This is a genomic window from Kiloniella laminariae (assembly GCF_027214005.1).
GTDB lineage: Bacteria > Pseudomonadota > Alphaproteobacteria > Kiloniellales > Kiloniellaceae > Kiloniella > Kiloniella laminariae_A.
This window is the reverse complement of sequence record NZ_JAPWGY010000002.1, coordinates 521,860-541,639: the sequence shown is the minus strand read 5'-3', so window position 1 is coordinate 541,639 and position 19,780 is coordinate 521,860. Positions and strand designations below refer to the sequence as shown.

The window sequence follows — 19,780 nt, the reverse complement described above, 5'->3', positions numbered from 1 at the left end:
GACTGAGAGAGTTTATTCGAGATCCTGATGAACGACAAACCTGCATCCTCTAAAAATACGAAGACAGAAATACCTCTGGTTAGACGGGGTGTCTCCAAGGCAGACCCGGCGCTGTTGAAAGATTTTCTGTTGCGACCCGACCCGGAAAATAGTGGATTGACCGAGCAGGTATTGGGAACGGATCAGGATGGCAAAACGATAGAAATACCGGTTGTGATCGAGAAACCACTGACGCTTTTTCTCAATGGCCAGGAAATTGTCACCATGATGACCATCGGGGATTACCCTGATTACCTTGCTGTGGGATATTTGCTGAACCAGAATATGCTCAAGCTGGACGATGTGATTACGGCGATTGAAGTTGATGAAGAACTTGATCTGGTTGTTGTGCGGACAGAGCGTACGACCAACTATGAGGAAAAGCTGAAAAAGAAAACCCGGACCTCTGGCTGTGCGCAGGGAACAGTTTTTGGGGACCTGATGGAAAAGTTCGAGGATATCGTCCTTTCTGCTGAGGCACGCATACATACGTCCTGGATCTATACCCTCAGCCGCAAGATCAATGCCGCGCCCAGTCTTTATCTGGAGGCGGGTGCCATTCATGGCTGTGTTCTGTGCCATGGCGACAAGCCCTTGATCTATGTCGAGGATGTTGGCCGTCACAATGCGGTGGACAAGATCGCGGGTTATATGTTCTTGAAGGGGATCAGCGCTGAAGACAAGATTTTTTACACAACCGGGCGGCTGACCTCGGAGATGGTGATCAAAACCGTTCATATGGGCATTCCGATACTGGTTTCCCGGTCCGGCTTTACTGCCTGGGGAGTAGACCTGGCGCGACAGGCCGGTCTGACTTTGATTGGCCGGGCCAAAGGGCGACGTTTTACGGCGCTGGCCGGGCAGGAGCGAATTGTTTTTGATCATGATGAAAATGATCTGGAGGAAGAAGACAGTCGCCATCAACGTGCCGCCAGCCGTGGATCGGAAAAATCATGAGTACCCTTGTTCGGCAGCACGATGTGGCTGGCGTTATCCTGGCAGGAGGCCTGGCCCGCCGCATGGGGGGAGGGGATAAAAGTCTCAAGTTGCTGGCAGGCCAAACATTACTGCAAAGGGTTCTGGGCCGGATAATACCTCAGGTCGGACCTCTGCTCATCAATGCCAACGGCGATCCAGCGCGATTTGCGGAACATCATCTGCCTGTTGCTGTGGATGTGCTCGAAGGACACCCAGGTCCCCTTGCCGGAATCCTGACAGCGATGGAGTGGTTTGCAGAGCACCATCCTGACATAAAGTGGCTTGTCTCGGTGCCTTGTGACGCCCCTTTGATTCCGCAGGATCTGGTTAAACGGCTTAAATCAGCGGCTGAACAGGAAAAACTACCCCTGGCATGCGCTGTTTCAAGGGGGAGAAGTCACCCTGTCGTCGGGCTCTGGTCGGTTCATCTGCGTGCAGACCTTAGACAGGCGCTTGTCGAAGACGAAGTGCGAAAAGTAGATCTCTGGACTGCCCGGCATGGAATAGCAGAGGCGGTTTTTGCTGATCTCGAGATTGCCGGGCAAAAACTCGATCCCTTTTTCAATGCCAACAAACCGGGTGATCTGACTGAGGTCGAGGCATTTCTGCTCACCTGATTGTGTGGGAATAGGCTTTGCCTTTACCCGTGTAGTTGCCCACTATGCCTGCTTGCCTTTCGTTGGTCGACCTGATTTTCGTGTGGCAGCCGGGCTTCTTTCATTTCTGTATCGGAAAATATTATCGTGTCAGTTTCGGTTTCCACCAATGACGATCTGGTTGAACAGGATTTGCAACAACCGCCAGCCAGCCTTGCCTGGCTGATGTGGACCCTGGGGGGATTGCTGTTTTTAATCGGGTTCTTTCACCGGATTGCTTTTGGAGTGATGGGGGACCCCTTGCGGGTGGAGTTCGCCCTGACGGCGACAACGCTGGGAACCCTGGCAAGTTTTTACTATTACAGCTATATGCCGATGCAGGTGCCGGTTGGTATTATGGCCGATCGCTTTGGGCCGAGAAAACTGTTGACCTGTGGCGCGGGAATAACTGCGCTTGGTACTGTTCTGTTTGTCATGTCGACCAATTACTGGATGCTGGGGCTCGGTCGGCTGCTGATTGGCGGTGCTGTTGCTGTGGCGTTTGTCACAATGATGAAAATTGCCCAGCACTGGTTCGATCTGAAAAAATTCTCTCTCCTTACCGGATTGGGGCTACTGGCTGGGAATCTTGGCGCTGTTGGTGCTGGTGTGCCGCTGCAATTCCTGATCGGTGAAATCGGCTGGCGTCCGGTTCTGTTGGGTCTGGCTGCCCTGACTGGTTTGCTGGCGGTTGCAACCTGGATCTGGGTTCGGGATGATCCAGAGGATCTGGGATACAAAAGTTATGATCTCAAAGGGGCACGGCATGAGCCCCATGGATCTATACTCTCGACGATGAAGGATGCGATCTGTCATCGGAATGTTTTGCTTTTGACATTGGCCTGCGGTGCGGCGGCGGGGTCTGCGTTGACCTTTGGTGGTCTCTGGGGCGTTCCGTTTCTACGCACGGCGTATGGTTTCAGCAGCCAGGAGGCAGCGACGATCACGACGGTTATGCTTCTGGTCTGGGCCGGGAGCGGGGTTCTTCTTGGTTTCTGGTCTGACCAGTCGGGCAAACGCAAAGTTCCGTTCATAACAGGAGCAGTGGTTGCTGCCCTGGGGTGGGCAGTTGTTACCCAGATTGCAGATCTGCCGCTCTGGTTGTTGTATCTTGCCCTTGTTGTTGCCGCAGCGGGCAGCAGTATCATGATTGTCGGCCTGTCACTGGCCAGGGAGTCTGTGCCACGGCGGCTGCAGGGAACCGCGCTGGGCTGGTGCAATATGGGGGTGATGATCGGTCCCATGATCTTGCAACCTCTGACGGGGTTTTTGATTGACCTGAACTGGGATGGCACACTTGAAAACGGGACAAGGGTCTATGATCTTACGACCTTTCAGGTTGGCTTTATTCCAATGATCGTCTGGCTGTTGCTCGCAGCGGTGTTGATCTGTTTTGCCCGGGAAAAGAAGTTCGGTAGCTGAGACCGAAACACTGGGAATGTTAATAAAGTAAGTAAAAAAGGGATGCGTGCCTCTTCAGACACACATCCCTTTTTTTGATTTATATATCTTGAGAAGATTATTTTACTTCAACGGCGTAGTCGGAAACGATACCCGTGCTTTCGATCAACTTTCTGTTTTGCAGGAAAATTGCAAATTCCTTATAGCGCCGCTGGTCCAGTGCGGCTGGACGGAGCGCAAAACGTGGCAGGGTATCACGCCAGGCCCGTTTGTTGAGTTCATCGTCAAGATCCGGATAAGCCAGCACAAACAGAGCCCAGCTTTCATCCGGATGGTTGATCAGATAGGTCGTGGCTTTTTCCAGTCCACGAAGAAAGCGGGAGATTTTTTCATCCCCTGTTTTATCCTTGTGGGCAACAAGAATAAGCTCATCATAACTCGGTACACCTTCTTCCTCGACATAAAAGGCCCGTCCCGGTTGTTTGATGATATCCATCTGGTTAAGCTCAAAATTCCGGAAGGCACCGATAACTGCATCGACCTGCCCGGAGACAAGTGAGGGAGAGAGCGAGAAGTTGACATTGACCAGTTCAACGTCTTTGACGCTCAGGCCATGCTTTTCCAACATGGCATCCAGCAGAACATCTTCAAAACCGCCGACGGAATACCCAACCTTCTTGCCCTTGAGATCTGCGAGCGATTGGATCGGCCCGTCTTTGAGCACCACCAGAGAGTTCAGGGGTGTTGCCACCAACGTTCCTACGCGACTGAGAGGGAGCCCCTCAGCGACCTGAATATGAAGCTGGGGCTGGTAGGATACGGCGAGATCAGCCTGCCCTGCTGCGACCAGTTTGGGTGGGGCATTGGGGTCTGCCGGGGCCTCAAGTGTTACATCCAGTCCCTCGGCAGTAAAAAAGCCCTTTTCCTTGGCAATGACCAGAGTGGCATGATCCGGATTGACAAACCAGTCGAGCAGAACTGTTACTTTTTCGTTTGCCATGGCGGGGGCGGAAAGGGCTGAGCCAGCCAGGCCAGCAAGCAAGGCCAGGCGGATAAATCGGGAAGTGAGTCTTTTCATTGATGGAATCCTCGGTTTGAAAAGGAATGTTCAGATTTTATCTTCATCGAGCGAGAAGTGTTTGAGCAGGCGTTTTAAAAGCTGATCGGTGAGTTGATAGAGAAACAGGGCCATGATCATCAGGATGACGAGGGCGGCAAAGAGCAGATCAATCTGCATCCGTCCGTTGGCGTGAAGCATCAGGTACCCCAAACCCCGGGAAGAGCCGACCCATTCGCCGACAATGACTCCGATCGGGGCGCTGACCATGGCAACCCGCAAACCGGAGGCCAGGGACGGCAGGGCAAAGGGAATACGGACGTGCCAGAGGAAAGCCATCCTGTTTGATTTCATGATCCGGCCAAGGTCGCGCCAGTCTTTGGGGGTACGTTGCAATCCGTCATAAAAGGCTGACGCTACAGGAAAATAGATAATGAGAACGGCCATGGCGATTTTGGAGGCGAGGCCATATCCCAGCCAGAGCACCAGCAGGGGAGCCAGGGCAAAAACAGGTAGTGACTGGGTCATGACCAGTATCGGGCTTAACCAGACCTGCAAGGGTCTGACTGTTGCAAGAAGCAGCGCCGAGATCATGCCAAGGAGAGCACCGAGACCGAAACCGAGCAGGATTTCGCTCAGGGTGTAGGTTGCATGGGGCAGCAAGGTGGGAAACCGGGTCAAAAGTGTCTGGGCCACGACACCAGGCCCGGGCAAAATATAGGGGGGAACATCTGTGACAGTGACAAGGAGCTGCCAGCCTGCTGTCAGTCCGATCATAACCAGAAGACTTCGAAGAACTTTTATCACATGATCTCTCCGGCAAGAGAGAGCTCGGCAATGATCCGGTTTTCACACCATTGCAGTTCTGATGAAAATCCGGAACGCAGGGGCACGGTTTCCGGGGGGGAGACCCGGGTAAGTTGAACGGGCGATCCCTTAAGCAGATAGATATCATGACCCAGGCGGAGTGCTTCTCGTGGATCATGTGTGATCATGATCACCGTCTTGTGCATCAGTTGTTCGAAAGCCAGGTCTTGCATCTCGCTGCGGGTCAGCGCGTCAAGGGCAGAGAAAGGTTCATCCAGCAAAACGACGGGCCGATCTTCCAGCAGGGTTCGGGCAAGGGCAACGCGCTGTCTCATGCCACCGGAAAGTTCGGCAGGGCGTTTGTGGAGATGCTCTCCCAATCCCAGGGCCCTAAGCAAATTCTCGGCCTTGTTTCGGGCAATTATCGGGAAAGGGGATCGGCTCCAGGCTCTTAAACGATTACCAAGCAGACTGTTCTCAACTACCGAGAGCCAGGGAAGTAACAGATCGTCCTGTGTCATCCAGCTTACCTGGTCGGAGACAAGCTTTTTGCCATCAAACAGGATTTCACCGCTGTAGCTTGTATCGGGAAGAAGCCCGGCGAGTGCCCTGAGCAAGGAAGTTTTGCCGACACCGCTCCGTCCGAGTAACAGGTTCCAACAGCCGGTCGCCAAATCCAGATCAAGCCTGTCAAACAGCAGTTGCCCCTTGTAGGAAAAAGAGAAGTTGCGAAACTGGATGGTCGGGGCAGGAGGCACCTTGATGGCAAGCAAAGCCTTTTCGTGCGATGTCACTGTTGCGGGCTTTCCCAGAAGGCGTGGAAATGGTGAACCGGGCCGTGGCCTTTTCCTACCGAGAGGCAGTCCGCACCAGACAGAGCCTTTGTCAGGTACTCTTTTGCTGTTGTTACAGCCTCATAAAGAGACAGGTTCCGGGCCAGACCTGCGGCAATGGCAGCGGAGAGAGTGCAACCGGTTCCATGGCTGTTCTTGGTTTCAATACGGGGACTGGCAAGACAGATTGTCTCTTGCCCATCAAAGAAGAGGTCATCGCTGCTTGCCCCGCCAAGATGCCCGCCCTTTAACAGAATCGCCGGACCATTTTTCTGCTTCAGTTTTTCGAGCAGTTCTTTCATCTCTACAAGGTTGCGCGGCTCTTTCTGTCCAGCGAGAACAGCTGCTTCGGGAAGATTAGGCGTAAGAACAGTGGCCAGTGGCAGAAGTTTATCTCTCAGACTGTCAATGGCTTCGGGCTGCAAGAGTTTGTCGCCGCTTTTTGCCACCATGACGGGGTCGAGCACGACGGGGATGACAGGATAGTGTCTCAAGGCCTCAGCGACGGCTTCGATAACGGTGGAATCTCCCAACATGCCGATCTTGACGGCACGGATATTAAGATCTTCAAAAACCGTGTGGATCTGGTCCTGGATAAAATCCGGGGATACGGGAAAGATGCTCTGAACCTTGCGGGTATTTTGTGCTGTCAGGGCTGTGATGACAGAAGCTGCATATACGCCAAGTGCCGACATGGCCTTTATGTCGGCCTGTATGCCTGCACCGCCGCCGCTATCCGAGCCTGCGATGGTAAGAGCGATTGGTACTGCCATTCTTGCCTCCCTTTTTAAAAGTAGTGGAGGCAAGATCAATGCAATTTTTTGAGGGTTGTTCTTATTTCAGGAACAGCAGGATAACCCATTGCATCTCATTTTCCTCCGCCGGTATTAACCGGATCAGGTTCAACGGGTTGGCTGTTAAGCCTCTCAGCCCGGTTCCGGTGAAGGAAGGGGCACCCCGACGAGATTTCGCTGGAATTATGGAGGGCTTTGGCGAATTGACAAGAGGGAAAGTTTACTTTGTTGTTGGCTGCTCTATAGATGATGTGTCGAAATTCGGAAGCTTTCCGTTTCCGCTCTTTATCAAGATCATATTTCAAAAATCAGAATGAGGTTATTATGAGCGAAATTACACGGTTTGAAACTGGCCCGCGCATGAGCCAGGCAGTTGTTCACGGTAACACGGTATACCTTGCGGGCCAGGTTGGAACCGCGGGTGCGTCAGTTGCCGAGCAGACAAAGGTGATTCTGGAGAATATTGACCGCCTTTTGGCGACGGTGGGAAGTGACAAAACAAAAATTCTTCAGGCAATCATCTGGCTTGATGACATGAAACATTTCCAGGAAATGAACGCGGTGTGGGATGGCTGGGTACCCGCAGGCCATAGCCCGGCACGTGCCACCGGTGAAGCACGTCTGGCGACGCCTGAGTATAATGTCGAGATCATTATCACGGCAGCAAAATAAGCTTTTATCGCGCAAAACGTTGTTATCAGACTGTCCGGCGTCGTTTGCCGGACAGTTTTTTTATGTCCTAAATGAGTTAGGCTGGATTCGTGTGTTTCGTTAAAGTATACTATCGCGATGCTCGCCTATTTTGATCACTTCTGTAATGAAAAATGGCTGTTTTCCTTAATTTATTGCGTAGTTGATCTAAAGCAAAGACCGCCTCTTGTCATTGAGCGAAAAGAAGGCCACTCTCCGTGTTTGCACGTGAAGGTGTAAAAGGCTTTGGCGAGCGCAACGAACGATAACGACAGGGACTGGCTGAAAGTTTTATCTAAATGAGCTGTTCCATTATTTGGGAGTGAAATTACCAATGACTGGAAATAGCGGACAAGATTTGCTTCTGCCATGAAACATGAGGGCATTATGAATAAAAAAATTGTAGTCCTGCTGCTTTTGATAGTGGCAGTAGCTGCTGGTATCTTTTTTTATATGAAAAAAGAAGATGAAAAAGTAGCTGAAGAAAAAGTTGTAACACCAACTAAAGAGATGGTTTTTAACCGGGGTAATGGTGCCGAACCGGGAAGTCTCGATCCCCAGATTTCCGAAGGTGTTCCTTCTTCACACATCATTCGCGATACCTTTGAAGGTCTGACCGCTGAATTCACAGATGGTTCGATTATTCCTGGTCAGGCCGAAAGCTGGACCATCAGTGAAGATGGTACGACCTTTACCTTCAAGATTCGCAGCAATGCAGTCTGGAGTAACGGGGACCCTGTGACCGCGCATGACTTTGTCTATGCCTGGCAGCGCGCAGTGGACCCGGCAACAGGTTCAGAATATTCCTTCTTGCTCTACCCGCTGCAGAACGCTCAGGCGATTGCAAACGGCGAAGAAAAAGATCTTGCCCAATTGGGTGTCAAAGCTCTTGACGATAAAACTCTGGAAGTGCAGCTCGAAGGACCTGCGCCTTATTTCCTTGGGATGATCACACACTCTGTCGCTTACCCTGTGCATAAAGCAACAGTCGAAGCCCATGGGGAAGCCTGGACCCGTCCTGAAAATATCGTTTCCAACGGTGCCTTCAATGTAACAGAGTGGACCCCACAGTCTCGTATTGTCGCTGTGAAATCCGATACCTATTGGGACAAGGATTCTGTGAAGCTCGACAAGGTTGTCTACTATCCGACGGAAAGTACAACAACAGAGCTGAAGCGCTATCGCGCTGGTGAACTGGACTGGACCTATGAGGTGCCAAACGACCAGATCAACTGGATCAAGGAAAACATGGCCGATGAGTTCCATGTGTCCAACTATCTTGGTACCTATTACTACGGCTTTAACATGACCAAGCCCCCGTTCAATGATCCGAAGCTCCGCAAGGCTTTCACCATGGCTATTGATCGCGATATTCTTACTACAAATATCGTTACAGCCGGTGAAGTGCCTGCCTATGCTTTCGTGGTGCCAGGTGTAACCGCTTATGATGCGGTCTATGCTGACTTTAACGGCATGACGCAGGCCGAGCGTGAAGCAGAAGCGCTCAAGTTGTACGAAGAGGCTGGCTATTCAAAAGACAAGCCGCTTGAAATGGAGCTGCGTTACAATACCAATGACAACCACAAGAAAATTGCTATTGCGGTTTCAAGCATGTGGAAAAAAGTCTTTGGTGCCAAAGTCAACCTGGTGAACGAAGAGTGGAAGGTTTATCTGGAAACCCGTAAGCAGAAAGAAGTTACCCAGGCTTTCCGTGCAGGCTGGATCGGGGATTACAATGATCCGAACACTTTCCTTGAGCTTTGGTTGTCTGATTCAGGCCTGAATGATACCGGCTTCAACAATCCGGAATTTGACAGCCTTCTGAAGCAGGCTTCACTGGAGCAGGACGCTGCAAAACGCAAAGAACTTCTGATGAAAGCCGAAGGCATCTTCCTGGAAGCAAATGCGGTTGCACCGATTTACCACTATGTGACCAAACGTATGGTCAAGCCTTACGTCAAAGGCTGGCAGAGCAACGTTATGGATCACATTCGTTCTCAGTATATTACTGTTGAAAAATAGGAAGCCCCCGGTTTCTCTATAATTGACCGGCGCGTTGTCAGGATGATGACGCGCCGGACTCTTTATCAGGACAAAGTGTAATGTTCTCGTTTATTCTCAAGCGTCTTGCCGGGGCTATTCCGACGCTGTTCATTATCGTTACCCTGGCTTTTTTCCTTATTCGTACCGCACCAGGTGGCCCCTTTGACAAAGAGCGGACAATTCCGCCAGAAGTCGAGGCCAACCTCAATGCGGTCTATCATCTGGATAAACCGCTCTATGAGCAGTATGCGCACTATCTGGTCAATGTGCTCCAGGGAGATTTCGGTCCTTCATTCCAGTACCGGGACTTTTCAGTGACTGACCTGATCGGATCCGGTTTTCCTGTATCCCTGACCCTTGGTCTGACAGCGATCTTTTTTGCGATTACGATTGGTATGTCCCTCGGTGCGATAGCTGCCTTACGACAAAATTCGCTGATTGACTATGCCGTGATGGCGACAGCCATGACCGGAATTACCATTCCCAACTTTGTCATGGCACCATTGCTGACGCTGGTCTTCGGCGTCTATCTCGGCATGCTGCCTGTCGGTGGATGGGGCGATGGTATGTCCCAGGCGATCCTGCCTGTGGTGGCTTTGGCCCTGCCGCAGATTGCCTATATCGCGCGTCTGACCCGTGGCTCCATGATTGAGGTCTTGCGATCTAACTTTGTCAGAACGGCGCGGGCCAAGGGCTTGCCTGAACGGGTCATGTTGACACGACATGCGATGAAGGCCGCGATGTTGCCGGTTGTTTCCTATCTCGGTCCGGCATCCGCTGCGATTATTACCGGCTCGGTTGTGGTCGAACAGATCTTTGGCATTCCCGGGATCGGGCGCTATTTCGTCCAGGGTGCTTTGAACCGCGATTATACCCTGGTGATGGGGGTGGTGATTTTCTACGGAACCCTGATCATTCTTTTCAACCTGATTGTTGATATCGTTTACGGCATGCTTGATCCAAAAGTGAGGATGGGATAATGGCGATCGATATGGAAATAAAAAGCGCCATGGATGTTGAACCCGAAGTCAAGGGACGCAGCTTGTGGCAGGATGCGTTTCGCCGTCTCCTGAACAACAAGGCCTCGGTGGCAAGTTTTGTTGTGCTGATTACAATTGTTCTCGTGGCGCTGATTGGCCCGTTGTTGCATTCTCACCCCTTTGACGAAGTTTACTGGGATTATATCCAGGCCGCACCTGATGTGGAGGCGGGGTTCTATTTCGGGACTGATACCAATGGCCGAGATCTTTATGTCCGGACGCTCTATGGTATCAGGGTTTCTCTTCTGGTGGGGCTGGTTGCCACAGGGGTTTCCCTGCTGATCGGGGTTACCTATGGTGCGATCTCCGGTTATGTCGGCGGGACCACCGACCATATCATGATGCGTTTTGTCGACATCATGTACTCCATGCCTTTCATGTTCTTCGTGATCTTGCTGATGGTGATCTTTGGTCGGAATATCTTTCTGATTTTTGCGGCTCTTGGTGCCGTTGAATGGCTGACGATGGCCCGTATTGTCCGGGGACAGGCCCTGTCGATCAAAAATCGGGAATTTGTTGAAGCTGCCCGCGCGGCAGGTGTCAGCGGGTTTAATATCGTTCGCCGTCATATCATTCCCAATGCCCTGGGACCGGTTATTGTCTATGTGACTCTGACTATTCCCCAGGTCATTCTGATCGAGAGTTTCCTCTCCTTCCTCGGCCTGGGGGTACAGGAACCGATGACCAGTCTCGGGGTTCTGATCTCTGAGGGTGCACAGCAGATGGAATCTGCCCCCTGGACCTTGCTGTTCCCGGCGAGTGCACTGGCCATCATTCTGTTCTGCTTCAACTTTATCGGCGATGGTCTGCGTGATGCGCTTGACCCGCGTGATCGCTAGGGAGGTCAAATTCATGAGTGATATTATTCTTGAAGTAAAGGACCTCTGCGCCAGTTTCTCGACACCTGAGGGGCCGGTTAACGCGGTCAACAACCTCAATTTCACCATTCGAGCCGGTGAAGCCATGGGGGTTGTGGGAGAGTCAGGATCAGGCAAAAGCCAGACGTTCCTCGCGATCATGGGGCTGTTGGCTGCAAATGGTACCACAACGGGCAGTGCAAAGCTGCTGGGGCAGGAGTTGATCGGACTGGGTATGGACGAGATCAACAAGATCCGCGGCCATACAATGTCGATGATCTTCCAGGATCCCATGACTTCGCTTAACCCCTATCTCAAAGTCTCCCGGCAACTGACCGAAGTTCTGGTCCAGCACAAGGGAGCCAGCGAGAAAGAGGCACGAGTACAGGCACTGCGTATGCTGGATCGTGTGGGGATACCCGAAGCCGCAAAGCGGTTTGATATGTATCCGCATGAGTTTTCCGGGGGGATGCGTCAGCGGGTCATGATTGCCATGGCGCTTCTCTGTGAACCTGCCTTGCTGATTGCGGATGAGCCGACAACAGCGCTGGATGTGACCGTGCAGGCCCAGATCCTTGGCTTGATGCGGGAACTGAAAGACGAATTCGACACGGCCATTGTCATGATTACCCATGATCTCGGCGTGGTGGCCGGCCTGTGTGATACCGTCAACGTGATGTACGCGGGACGGATTGTCGAACGGGCGCCTGTGGACTTTGTCTTTGCCGAACCCCGCCATCCCTACAGCCAGGGACTGTTGGCTTCGACCCCGCGTCTTGATGAAAAAATTCATGATAACGAACTGGTCACAATATCGGGGCAACCACCCAATTTGCAGCGCTTGCCCAAAGGCTGTTCCTTTGCCCCACGGTGCGTCCACGCAAGGGATCGCTGCCTTGGGGAAAGGCCCGTCCTGCATCAGGCTTTGCCTGATCGCTACAACGCCTGTCATATGGAAGAGGGTTGGTCATGACGATATCGGATACAGTTCTTCTGGATGTAAAGGATCTGAAAGTTCACTTCTCCATTCCCGGAGGGGGGCTTTTCCAGAAGGCCAAGCTGCTTAAGGCTGTCGATGGCGTATCCTTCCAGGTGCGTGCAGGTGAAACACTTGGTGTTGTGGGCGAGTCCGGCTGTGGCAAGTCCACTCTGGGCCGGGCCGTTTTGCGGCTGCTGGAGCCAACTGCAGGGCAGGTGGCCTGGCTGGGGCAGGACATGGGCGGGATGAAATCTGAAACGCTGCGCAGTGCCCGTGCAGATCTGCAGGTGATTTTCCAGGATCCTCTTGCGTCTCTCGATCCACGCATGACCATCGGCCAGATTATTGCAGAGCCTCTGATTACTCATAAACCTCACCTTTCCAAAGAGGAGGTCAAGGAAGCCGTCAAGGCGATTATGGCAAAGGTTGGTCTGTTGCCCGATCAGCTTAACCGCTATCCGCATGAGTTCTCTGGGGGGCAGTGCCAGAGGATCGGTATTGCACGGGCGATGATTCTGGAACCCAAACTGATTGTCTGTGACGAGGCGGTCAGTGCGCTGGATGTTTCAATCCAGGCCCAGATTGTCAATCTGTTGATGCGCCTGCAGAAAGAGTTTCATCTCAGTCTGATCTTTATCTCTCACAACCTGAGTATTGTCCGCCATATCAGTAACCGTATTATGGTGCTGTACCTTGGGCGGATGATGGAATTGGCTGATCGGGACCAGATCTATAGTGATCCGCTACATCCCTATACCAAAGCGCTGATTTCAGCCGTGCCCATTCCTGATCCGAAGGTGGAGAGGAACAAGGAGCACATCGCGCTAAAAGGTGATCTTCCCAGTCCGCTCAACCCGCCTTCGGGTTGTGTGTTTCGGACGCGGTGTCCTTTTGCCAAAGAGATCTGTGCAACGGATGTGCCTGAACTCAAGGTCTATGATGGCAAACGGGAAGCAGCTTGTCACTTTGTCGAGAGCTGATTTCTGAAGTTGATCAGAGTATTGTAAAACGGCTGCTTCTCTTTGGGGAGCAGCCGTTTCTGTATTGAGAAATTGGTGTCTGATCTTCAAATACATATCAGTTATCTTTGGTTGTGCTTATAATATAAATACCATTTATGTTTGTATTTTGACAGATTCTCGCTATACTCCTGATCGATGTTTATTGGATCGGGTGGGACATTGCGTGTCATGTATCTAATTTTACATATAGTTATTTTTTATAGGTCTCTTTCCAAGACGAGACATGCCCTTCCATGACCTGGTTGATTCGGCAGCAGGAAGCAGATCTACAGGATTTCCACCCAGAATTTAAACATGCCATCGATGCATTGATGGAGGTAATCCCCAATGCGGAAGTGGGGAGTTTCAGGCTGTCGGGAGAAATCATCGATGAAATGCCGACGAACGCTGCGCAGAAAATGCGACCTTACCAGGAAGCTATTGTTACCTGTTTCGCTATTCCCATTACTGAAGACAGTCTCTGGATCTGGCATAAACATGGAGAAAATCGTTCTCTCATGGCCAACTATATCCTTGGGCTCGCCGCCAAGTCGATAATTGACCGGCTTGCAGCCCTGGACAATATCAAGGTCGAGGAAATAACAGCCCTGGTCGAGCAGGAACTGTCGATGGTGCGACTGGGAGAGTTGGCCGGGTTGGGGCGGCGTGGATGGAACAACCTCTTGATCCACCCGGAATGGGGCGCCTGGCTGCAGATTCATGCCGTTATTGGATATATGTCTGCTCCCCTGGCCTCTGAATTGAGCTCTGACGTCTGTATCCATTGCGGGAATTGTATCAGGGCCTGCCCCGTAAAGGCCGTAAAACCCAATCTCTTTAATCCCGTCGCCTGCAGCAGTGTTGTTGCTGCCCCGACAAGGCGCAAGTCCAAGGCCATAGCACTTACTGAAAACAGTTATATCGAATGCAGGGAATGCATCAAAAGTTGTCCCATAGGATCCGAACCGGAGGAGATTTTTGAATGGAAGCATTGAGGGAAAGGGTTCTGGACGATCAAGAATACCTTAGGGATGACGGGGCATTTGTCTTTCACCACCCGCCCAAATATCTTTGGGAACGTAGCCCCGAAACGATTGATCGCGCGCTGGTCTGGCAAAATTATCACCTCTATATCCATGTCCCTTTCTGCCGGAAAATATGTACCTTCTGTACCTTTGAGCGCCGCCAGCTTCACCGCGGGGCAATTGACTGGTTCACCACGTTATTGGACAGCGAAATGGATCTGTACCAAAGCCAGGACAGCTTTGATCAGGCCAATATCCAATCGGTTTATCTGGGGGGTGGTACAGCCTCGCTTTTGAGTAATGATAATATTGCACACATTCTGAAGCGTTTGAGAGCTGAGTTTGGTCTGTATGGCGAAGAGACGGAAATAACACTGGAATCTGAACCAGGCACAAAAAAGCCAACAGATCTGCAAGCTATTCGAAAAATCGGTGTGAACCGCATCTCAATTGGTGCCCAGGCTTTTGATGACGTGCAACTGAAGCTATTGAACCGCTCCCACTCGGTCCAGCAAACGCTGGATATGATTAGGGCCGCGAAGCATGCCGGTTTTGATAATCTGCACATTGATGTCATGTATGGATTGCCCGGGCAATCCATGGCGCGCTGGCAGGAAACGGTCAAGCGTACCATCGATCTGGAACCCACACATATCTCTGCCTACCCGTTGATTGTTTTCCCGGGTGAACTGCTGGACCGTTCTTTAGAAAAGAATGCTTTGCCCAGACGCCCGGACAAGGAAGTCATCAATGAAATGCGTGAATATGCCACGGCTGAATTTGCAGCTGCCGGTCTGTTGCGGTATTCGACAGCAGAATTCGCCCGGACCGGAAAAGAGTGCCGTTATGTACAATCCACCTGGGACAGTTCCGATTATCTCGGGTTCGGCCCGGGCGCGTACAGTCGATATGGCCATCTTTTGTGGGAGGATGAGGTTATTCATCCTGGGTATGAAAGAATGATTCAGGCAGGGACGAAACCACTCGGCAAACGCTATGAAATGGCTCCCGAACAGCAATTGCAACGGGATATTGCCATGGGCCTTTGTCTTCTCGAAATAGATATCGACGTGCTTCAGAAAAAGGCGGGTTGCGTCTTTGAAAATGAATTTCTGGAAACCTATGAGCACCTTGAAGATCAGGGGCTCATTGACCGTAAGGGAGCCAGAATTTTTCTGACGGAAAAGGGAGTCAGATACGCCACTTACGTCATGAAATGTTTCACCACTCAGTAACTCAAACTAAAACAAATTAGGGAGATTTCTTATGGCTGAACAAAACGCAGGATTGATGAAAATCGGCTTTGTCCTTGATGTAGCAAGAAAAGATGTCCGGTTTTTAAACGATCTGGATCGAAGTCCTTTTCAGACCTTGATGGAGAGTGGCATTGACCTTTCTCCGGGGGAGATCCAGGCGGTTATTGATGTGGTGAAAGATACCTCTTTATCCCACTATGCCCCTGCTTTGAAAAAAAACAGGGTGCTTTGGCAGGATATCCTGAAAGAGGCAGCTATTGACCTTGATAATCTGCGTAAGAAACCGACCAAAGGTAAATAACCGGTTCAGGAACTCATCTCATCGCAGGTATTGCCGAAACAGTGTGCAGTACCTGCGTTATTACTTCAGGAACTACTGTGCAGCATCTACTGCTTTACGCGGGACTGGACTTTATACTGGATCAAGACGGTCATTGGCACTTCATTGAAATCAACGACCATCCTGTGGCTTTAAACCGAGCAGATATTCTTGCAAAACAGTGCCATTATCCGCTGTTTCCCGGGCAAGGCCTTTCCAGATTGGCGCAAGAGCTTGTCTGTCAAAGTACCGGAAATACGATTGCGCTGTTGCTGCCGGATTGTTTTCGGATCACGGGCCGGGCCGAGAAGTTTGATTTTATTGATCCGCTGCAGAACGAAGGCCCTGCCAGGCTGACCATGGCAGAATTTCACGAGATCGCAGCGCATATTAGAGAAAAAGGCCATCCTTGCGATATTGTTGATATAACCCAGATTTTCCCTCAAGCTGGCCGCTATTATTTACGGGATGGCAAAGAGTTGGGACTGCTTTACAGGCGGGCCTATGCCTTTCCCAAAACACAACCCTTGATTCCTTGCGTGAATGATTTGCGTCTCAGGGCAATCTGTACAGACAAGCGTTTGATTGCTTCATTGCTGCAGGAAAAGGCACCAGATATTGGATGTATCCCGACTTACTCCCACAGGGATGAAAATGCTCTCTATCGGTTTCTTGACGAGATGGCCATGGCGAACAGCTACGTTATCCGAAAACCGCGGGATGGTGCGGGGAGCCGTGGAGTAGAACGCCTTCTGGCTCGTGATCTGTTGCAGGATATTTCGGTGGAAACAGATAGCCAGGTGATCTATCAGCCCTGGATCCGCCCCTGTACCTATAAAAAGGGGGGGCACGAGTATCATGTTGATTTCCGGCTTTATATGGTTGCTGGTGAGGCTGTAGGTGGATTTGCCCGGCAAGCTGCAGCCCCCAACGCCCACTTAACGGCAGAAAGCCCTCTGTCCTGGATGACGACCAACGGCCCGGCGCTGCCTCTTTCACAAAAAGAACTGACGGATAAGAAGGAAGCCTCTTTCTCCTTATCCGCTGTTCAGCTGGAAACGCTTTGTGACAGGGCCAGCACAATTGTAAAAATTATCGAAGAATATGCAGCAAAACTCGAGTATAGAAAAACCTGTCAGAAGATTCCCGGTTTTGAAAATCAGGTGGCTTTAGACGGCCAAATGAGAACAATTGAGTTACGTCCGGCCCAGGCTTGAGGTCTGTCTGCTGCCTCACTACCCGTTTAAAGCGCCGGGCATGATTCTGTTGTGCTTCCTCAATATAGCACAGAGGCGTTCATGTGGCAGGGCATGAATTGTTGTGTTGTTAAGGCCTGTCATGGTTTCTGCTGCGACGAGGGCATTGATGATGGCTTCTTCTGTGGCTTCAACTGTGGCCTGAAACAAGGCGTTCATGCTGTCGTTGTCGAGGGGAGGAGTTGTTTGCGATGCGGTGGAAAAGGCAATAAAAATATCACCGCTGCCGTTGTTGGCGACACTGCCCAGCCGGGCCAATCCCATGCTGACACGGCGGGCCAGTCTCTTGCATTGATGTGCCAGCAGGGGGGCATCAGTGGCAATGACGACAATGATCGATCCCGTACCGTCTGCGCGGCTTGCCTCTTCCGGCATCAGATCAGTGAGTTCCTGTCCGACAGGAATTCCGGCGATGACCAGCTGTTCACGCAAGCCGTAGTTTGACTGAACAAAACAGCCGAGGGTGTAGCTGTTTTCTCCGATAGCGGCCTGTCGGCTGGAGGTACCGTTCCCCCCCTTGAACTGATGGGTGATCATGCCTGTTCCGCCACCAACATTTCCTTCCTCGACCGGGCCGCTTTGGGCGACATCCAGCGCGGCCTGGGCATGCTCAGGCCGGATATGAAATCCGTTGATGTCATTAAGAACACCGTCATAGGTTTCTGCAATCACGGGCAGAAGAAACCGCTGGCTTGCCTCTGTATCTCTGGCGAGTAACCAGCGGCAGGTCCCTTCGTGTGCGGCCCCGATACTGTGCGTATTGGTCAGGATCACCGGGCCAGTCAGCAGGCCTGATTCTTCCAGCCAGTGGGTCCCGGTCATCTCTCCATTGCCATTAAGGGAAAAGAAAGCAGCGGGAATTGCGGAAAGGGCGGCGGATTGGCCGCAAGGCAGGATCGCGGTTACGCCGGTCCTTACAGAATTGCCTTCGATCAGTGTGGAGGTGCCGATTTCAAGTCCGGGAACATCTGTAATGCCATTGTAAGGACCCGGCTGTCCGGTAAAGGGAATTGCAAGATCCCTTGCGCGTACTTTTGGCATAGAGAATAGCTCCTGTCTGGTTGGGGATAGGCTGTTTATACAGATGGTACAGCAGCAAATATTTCTGGGATGAGCAAGTGCTCATTAAAGGGGGGGGCTTGATGGGTCAGGCGGTGAGACGGATTCGAATAGATGGCATTTTATATGTAGTTATCGGAATTTTCTTTAAGTAATAATTTTATACGATTTTATTTAAAATAAAATTCTTATAAGATTTTGTTTTTAAACAATTTATATGGAAATTATATGAGAAAAATAAGATTAAAATTTTAGATAAATTAAGTATAGATTTTCGGTTTTTTGAATAAATCATCATCTGTTGAAAATATAGGCTCATGTAATTACTTATAAAGGAAATCAAGGTAGATTTGGATTTAGTATATTTCGTTTTTTGATTTGTTGTTCCCTGAGGATGGTTGGGCCAGATGGTTGATGTAGTAAAGCAAACGGTTTCTGAGACAGAGATGAATAACCCAGATGCGCTGGCTGTGGTCAAGCCTGCAGCCGGGCAGGAACGCGTTGTTGAAACCAGGGCAAACACCGATTATCTGCTCGATTTTGATCTGGCAGAGGTGCAGGTTTCCGATACGGGCTCAGAACAATTCTCGCTGATCTTTTCTGACCAGAGCCGCATCACCTTTACCCGGTTGGCGGGATATGCAGAAGGTGAAGAGCCCCGGTTGATTGTCGGAGATGACAGGATTGCCTTTTCGGCTCTTTTTGATCTGCTTGCCCAACTTGATGGCGGGGATGTTATCGAAACGGCAGCTGGTGCGGGAGACGGTTTGTCTGCATCTGGGGGGGGAGGGTCTGTTTATGGCGATGATCTCGGAAAAATAATCAATGGCCTTGAGAGCAGCAGCGCACTGGAAGATGAAACCGTTCCTTTGTTCAATCTCCTGGACAGCGATCAACCCGACGATCTGTTTTTTGATGAAGGCTCCGCTGCTGATGCCCTGCCAGTTAATCAAGGCATCAGTGCGATTACCGACAGTGATCTGGCTGTGAACAGTCTTCGTGAGGACGCGGGCCAAGGGGAGACAGTTCATATTACTGCCTTTGCCAATGATCCGGACGGGGAAGAGGTAACCTATAGCCTTGCAGATAACGCCAATGGCTTTTTCACCATAGACCCGGTCACGGGTGTGGTTACCTTGACTTCGGCGGGTGCCACAGGTCTTGATTATGAAACCGCGACCAGCCATGACATCACTGTTGTGGCGACATCGTCTGATGGCACGTCCACTTCCCAGGTCTTTACTGTTTCGGTAATCGATCAGATCTGCGAATTCAAGTTTCCCGAGACGACGAACCTGATTGAAGGTGACGGGCGAAACAATACTTTGCGCGGAACTGACGGGGCGGACGAAATCAGAGGGCATGCTGGTAATGATCACATTCTCGGTGGAGCCGGGGATGATTTGATTATTGGTGGCACGGGAAATGATACGCTGCGCGGCGAAGCTGGCAATGATGTTTTTCTGGTTCAGGGCAAAGATCAGGGAGCCGACCGTTTTATCGGCGGGGACGGTATCGACCATATTCACGGGGGAGACGGCGATGATGTGATTACCGTTAGTCACCTGACCAAAGGAGATTCCATCGAGGAAATTGATGGATGCGAAGGTACCAATGTGCTGTCGGGGACTTCAGGGAACAACACGATTGATTTGAGCAACACCACCCTGACCAATGTTGCCCGCATTGAAGGCGGTGCGGGAAATGATTC

Annotated in this window: 19 protein-coding genes and 1 riboswitch; of the genes, 14 read left to right on the top strand and 5 right to left on the bottom strand. The window is 51.2% G+C overall.

Going from position 1 to position 19,780, the window contains the following annotated elements; translation table 11 throughout:
• Positions 1-27: 27 nt before the first annotated feature.
• From fdhD to O4H49_RS07225, 3 genes are all read left to right on the top strand, one after another.
• Positions 28-996, top strand: coding sequence for a formate dehydrogenase accessory sulfurtransferase FdhD (gene fdhD / locus O4H49_RS07235; protein WP_269422759.1), 969 nt, complete (start codon positions 28-30; stop codon positions 994-996).
• Positions 993-1,634, top strand: a complete 642-nt coding sequence (gene mobA / locus O4H49_RS07230; protein ID WP_269422758.1) for a molybdenum cofactor guanylyltransferase MobA — start codon at positions 993-995, stop codon at positions 1,632-1,634. Before fdhD ends, mobA begins: the two co-directional genes overlap by 4 nt.
• A 126-nt stretch (positions 1,635-1,760) precedes the next feature.
• Complete coding sequence (locus O4H49_RS07225; protein WP_269422757.1) at positions 1,761-3,074, top strand: MFS transporter; 1,314 nt, start codon at positions 1,761-1,763, stop codon at positions 3,072-3,074.
• Between the two features lie 97 nt (positions 3,075-3,171).
• On the opposite strand, the gene O4H49_RS07220 is transcribed toward O4H49_RS07225, so the two are convergent.
• The 4 genes from O4H49_RS07220 to thiD are packed head-to-tail and all read right to left on the bottom strand — an operon-like array spanning position 3,172 to position 6,523.
• On the bottom strand, positions 3,172-4,131 hold the full coding sequence (locus tag O4H49_RS07220; protein ID WP_269422756.1) for an ABC transporter substrate-binding protein: 960 nt from the start codon (positions 4,129-4,131) through the stop codon (positions 3,172-3,174).
• A gap of 30 nt (positions 4,132-4,161) precedes the next feature.
• Positions 4,162-4,917, bottom strand: coding sequence for an ABC transporter permease (locus O4H49_RS07215; protein ID WP_331283745.1), 756 nt, complete (start codon positions 4,915-4,917; stop codon positions 4,162-4,164).
• Positions 4,914-5,711, bottom strand: a complete 798-nt coding sequence (locus O4H49_RS07210; RefSeq protein ID WP_269422755.1) for an ABC transporter ATP-binding protein — start codon at positions 5,709-5,711, stop codon at positions 4,914-4,916. The genes O4H49_RS07215 and O4H49_RS07210 overlap by 4 nt, the downstream gene beginning before the upstream one ends.
• Complete coding sequence (gene thiD, locus O4H49_RS07205; protein WP_269422754.1) at positions 5,708-6,523, bottom strand: bifunctional hydroxymethylpyrimidine kinase/phosphomethylpyrimidine kinase; 816 nt, start codon at positions 6,521-6,523, stop codon at positions 5,708-5,710. Before thiD ends, O4H49_RS07210 begins: the two co-directional genes overlap by 4 nt.
• An 82-nt stretch (positions 6,524-6,605) precedes the next feature.
• A riboswitch (TPP riboswitch) is annotated at positions 6,606-6,720 on the bottom strand.
• 148 nt (positions 6,721-6,868) lie between these two features.
• Here thiD and O4H49_RS07200 point away from each other — a divergent pair.
• The 10 genes from O4H49_RS07200 (at position 6,869) to O4H49_RS07155 (ending at position 16,971) form a co-directional block, all read left to right on the top strand.
• Positions 6,869-7,216, top strand: coding sequence for a RidA family protein (locus O4H49_RS07200; protein WP_269422753.1), 348 nt, complete (start codon positions 6,869-6,871; stop codon positions 7,214-7,216).
• A gap of 405 nt (positions 7,217-7,621) precedes the next feature.
• Positions 7,622-9,256, top strand: a complete 1,635-nt coding sequence (locus tag O4H49_RS07195; protein WP_269422752.1) for a peptide ABC transporter substrate-binding protein — start codon at positions 7,622-7,624, stop codon at positions 9,254-9,256.
• A gap of 80 nt (positions 9,257-9,336) precedes the next feature.
• Positions 9,337-10,257: an oligopeptide ABC transporter permease OppB gene (oppB, locus tag O4H49_RS07190; protein WP_269422751.1), complete on the top strand. Its 921-nt coding sequence runs from the start codon at positions 9,337-9,339 to the stop codon at positions 10,255-10,257.
• Positions 10,257-11,156: an ABC transporter permease subunit gene (locus O4H49_RS07185; protein WP_269422750.1), complete on the top strand. Its 900-nt coding sequence runs from the start codon at positions 10,257-10,259 to the stop codon at positions 11,154-11,156. The genes oppB and O4H49_RS07185 overlap by 1 nt, the downstream gene beginning before the upstream one ends.
• Positions 11,157-11,169: 13 nt before the next feature.
• A complete protein-coding gene (locus O4H49_RS07180) occupies positions 11,170-12,147 on the top strand; it encodes an ABC transporter ATP-binding protein (protein ID WP_269422749.1) in 978 nt (325 codons plus the stop codon).
• Positions 12,144-13,133: an ABC transporter ATP-binding protein gene (locus tag O4H49_RS07175; protein WP_269422748.1), complete on the top strand. Its 990-nt coding sequence runs from the start codon at positions 12,144-12,146 to the stop codon at positions 13,131-13,133. Before O4H49_RS07180 ends, O4H49_RS07175 begins: the two co-directional genes overlap by 4 nt.
• Before the next feature lie 275 nt (positions 13,134-13,408).
• Complete coding sequence (locus O4H49_RS07170; RefSeq protein WP_269422747.1) at positions 13,409-14,149, top strand: 4Fe-4S binding protein; 741 nt, start codon at positions 13,409-13,411, stop codon at positions 14,147-14,149.
• Positions 14,137-15,414 carry a radical SAM family heme chaperone HemW gene (gene hemW / locus O4H49_RS07165; RefSeq protein WP_269422746.1) on the top strand — a complete coding sequence of 426 codons (1,278 nt, stop codon included), beginning with the start codon at positions 14,137-14,139 and terminating at the stop codon, positions 15,412-15,414. The genes O4H49_RS07170 and hemW overlap by 13 nt, the downstream gene beginning before the upstream one ends.
• Positions 15,415-15,445: 31 nt before the next feature.
• Positions 15,446-15,736 (top strand): hypothetical protein, encoded by a 291-nt coding sequence (locus tag O4H49_RS07160; RefSeq protein WP_269422745.1) that lies wholly within the window; start codon positions 15,446-15,448, stop codon positions 15,734-15,736.
• Between the two features lie 77 nt (positions 15,737-15,813).
• The gene (locus O4H49_RS07155; RefSeq protein ID WP_269422744.1) at positions 15,814-16,971 is read left to right on the top strand and encodes an ATP-grasp domain-containing protein; all 1,158 of its coding nucleotides are present in this window, start codon (positions 15,814-15,816) and stop codon (positions 16,969-16,971) included.
• A gap of 18 nt (positions 16,972-16,989) precedes the next feature.
• On the opposite strand, the gene O4H49_RS07150 is transcribed toward O4H49_RS07155, so the two are convergent.
• A complete protein-coding gene (locus tag O4H49_RS07150; protein ID WP_269422743.1) occupies positions 16,990-18,051 on the bottom strand; it encodes a P1 family peptidase in 1,062 nt (353 codons plus the stop codon).
• Positions 18,052-18,515: 464 nt separating this feature from the next.
• Here O4H49_RS07150 and O4H49_RS07145 point away from each other — a divergent pair.
• Positions 18,516-19,780, top strand: a 1,265-nt coding sequence (locus tag O4H49_RS07145; protein ID WP_269422742.1) for a cadherin domain-containing protein, incomplete at its 3' end; no start/stop codon positions are given.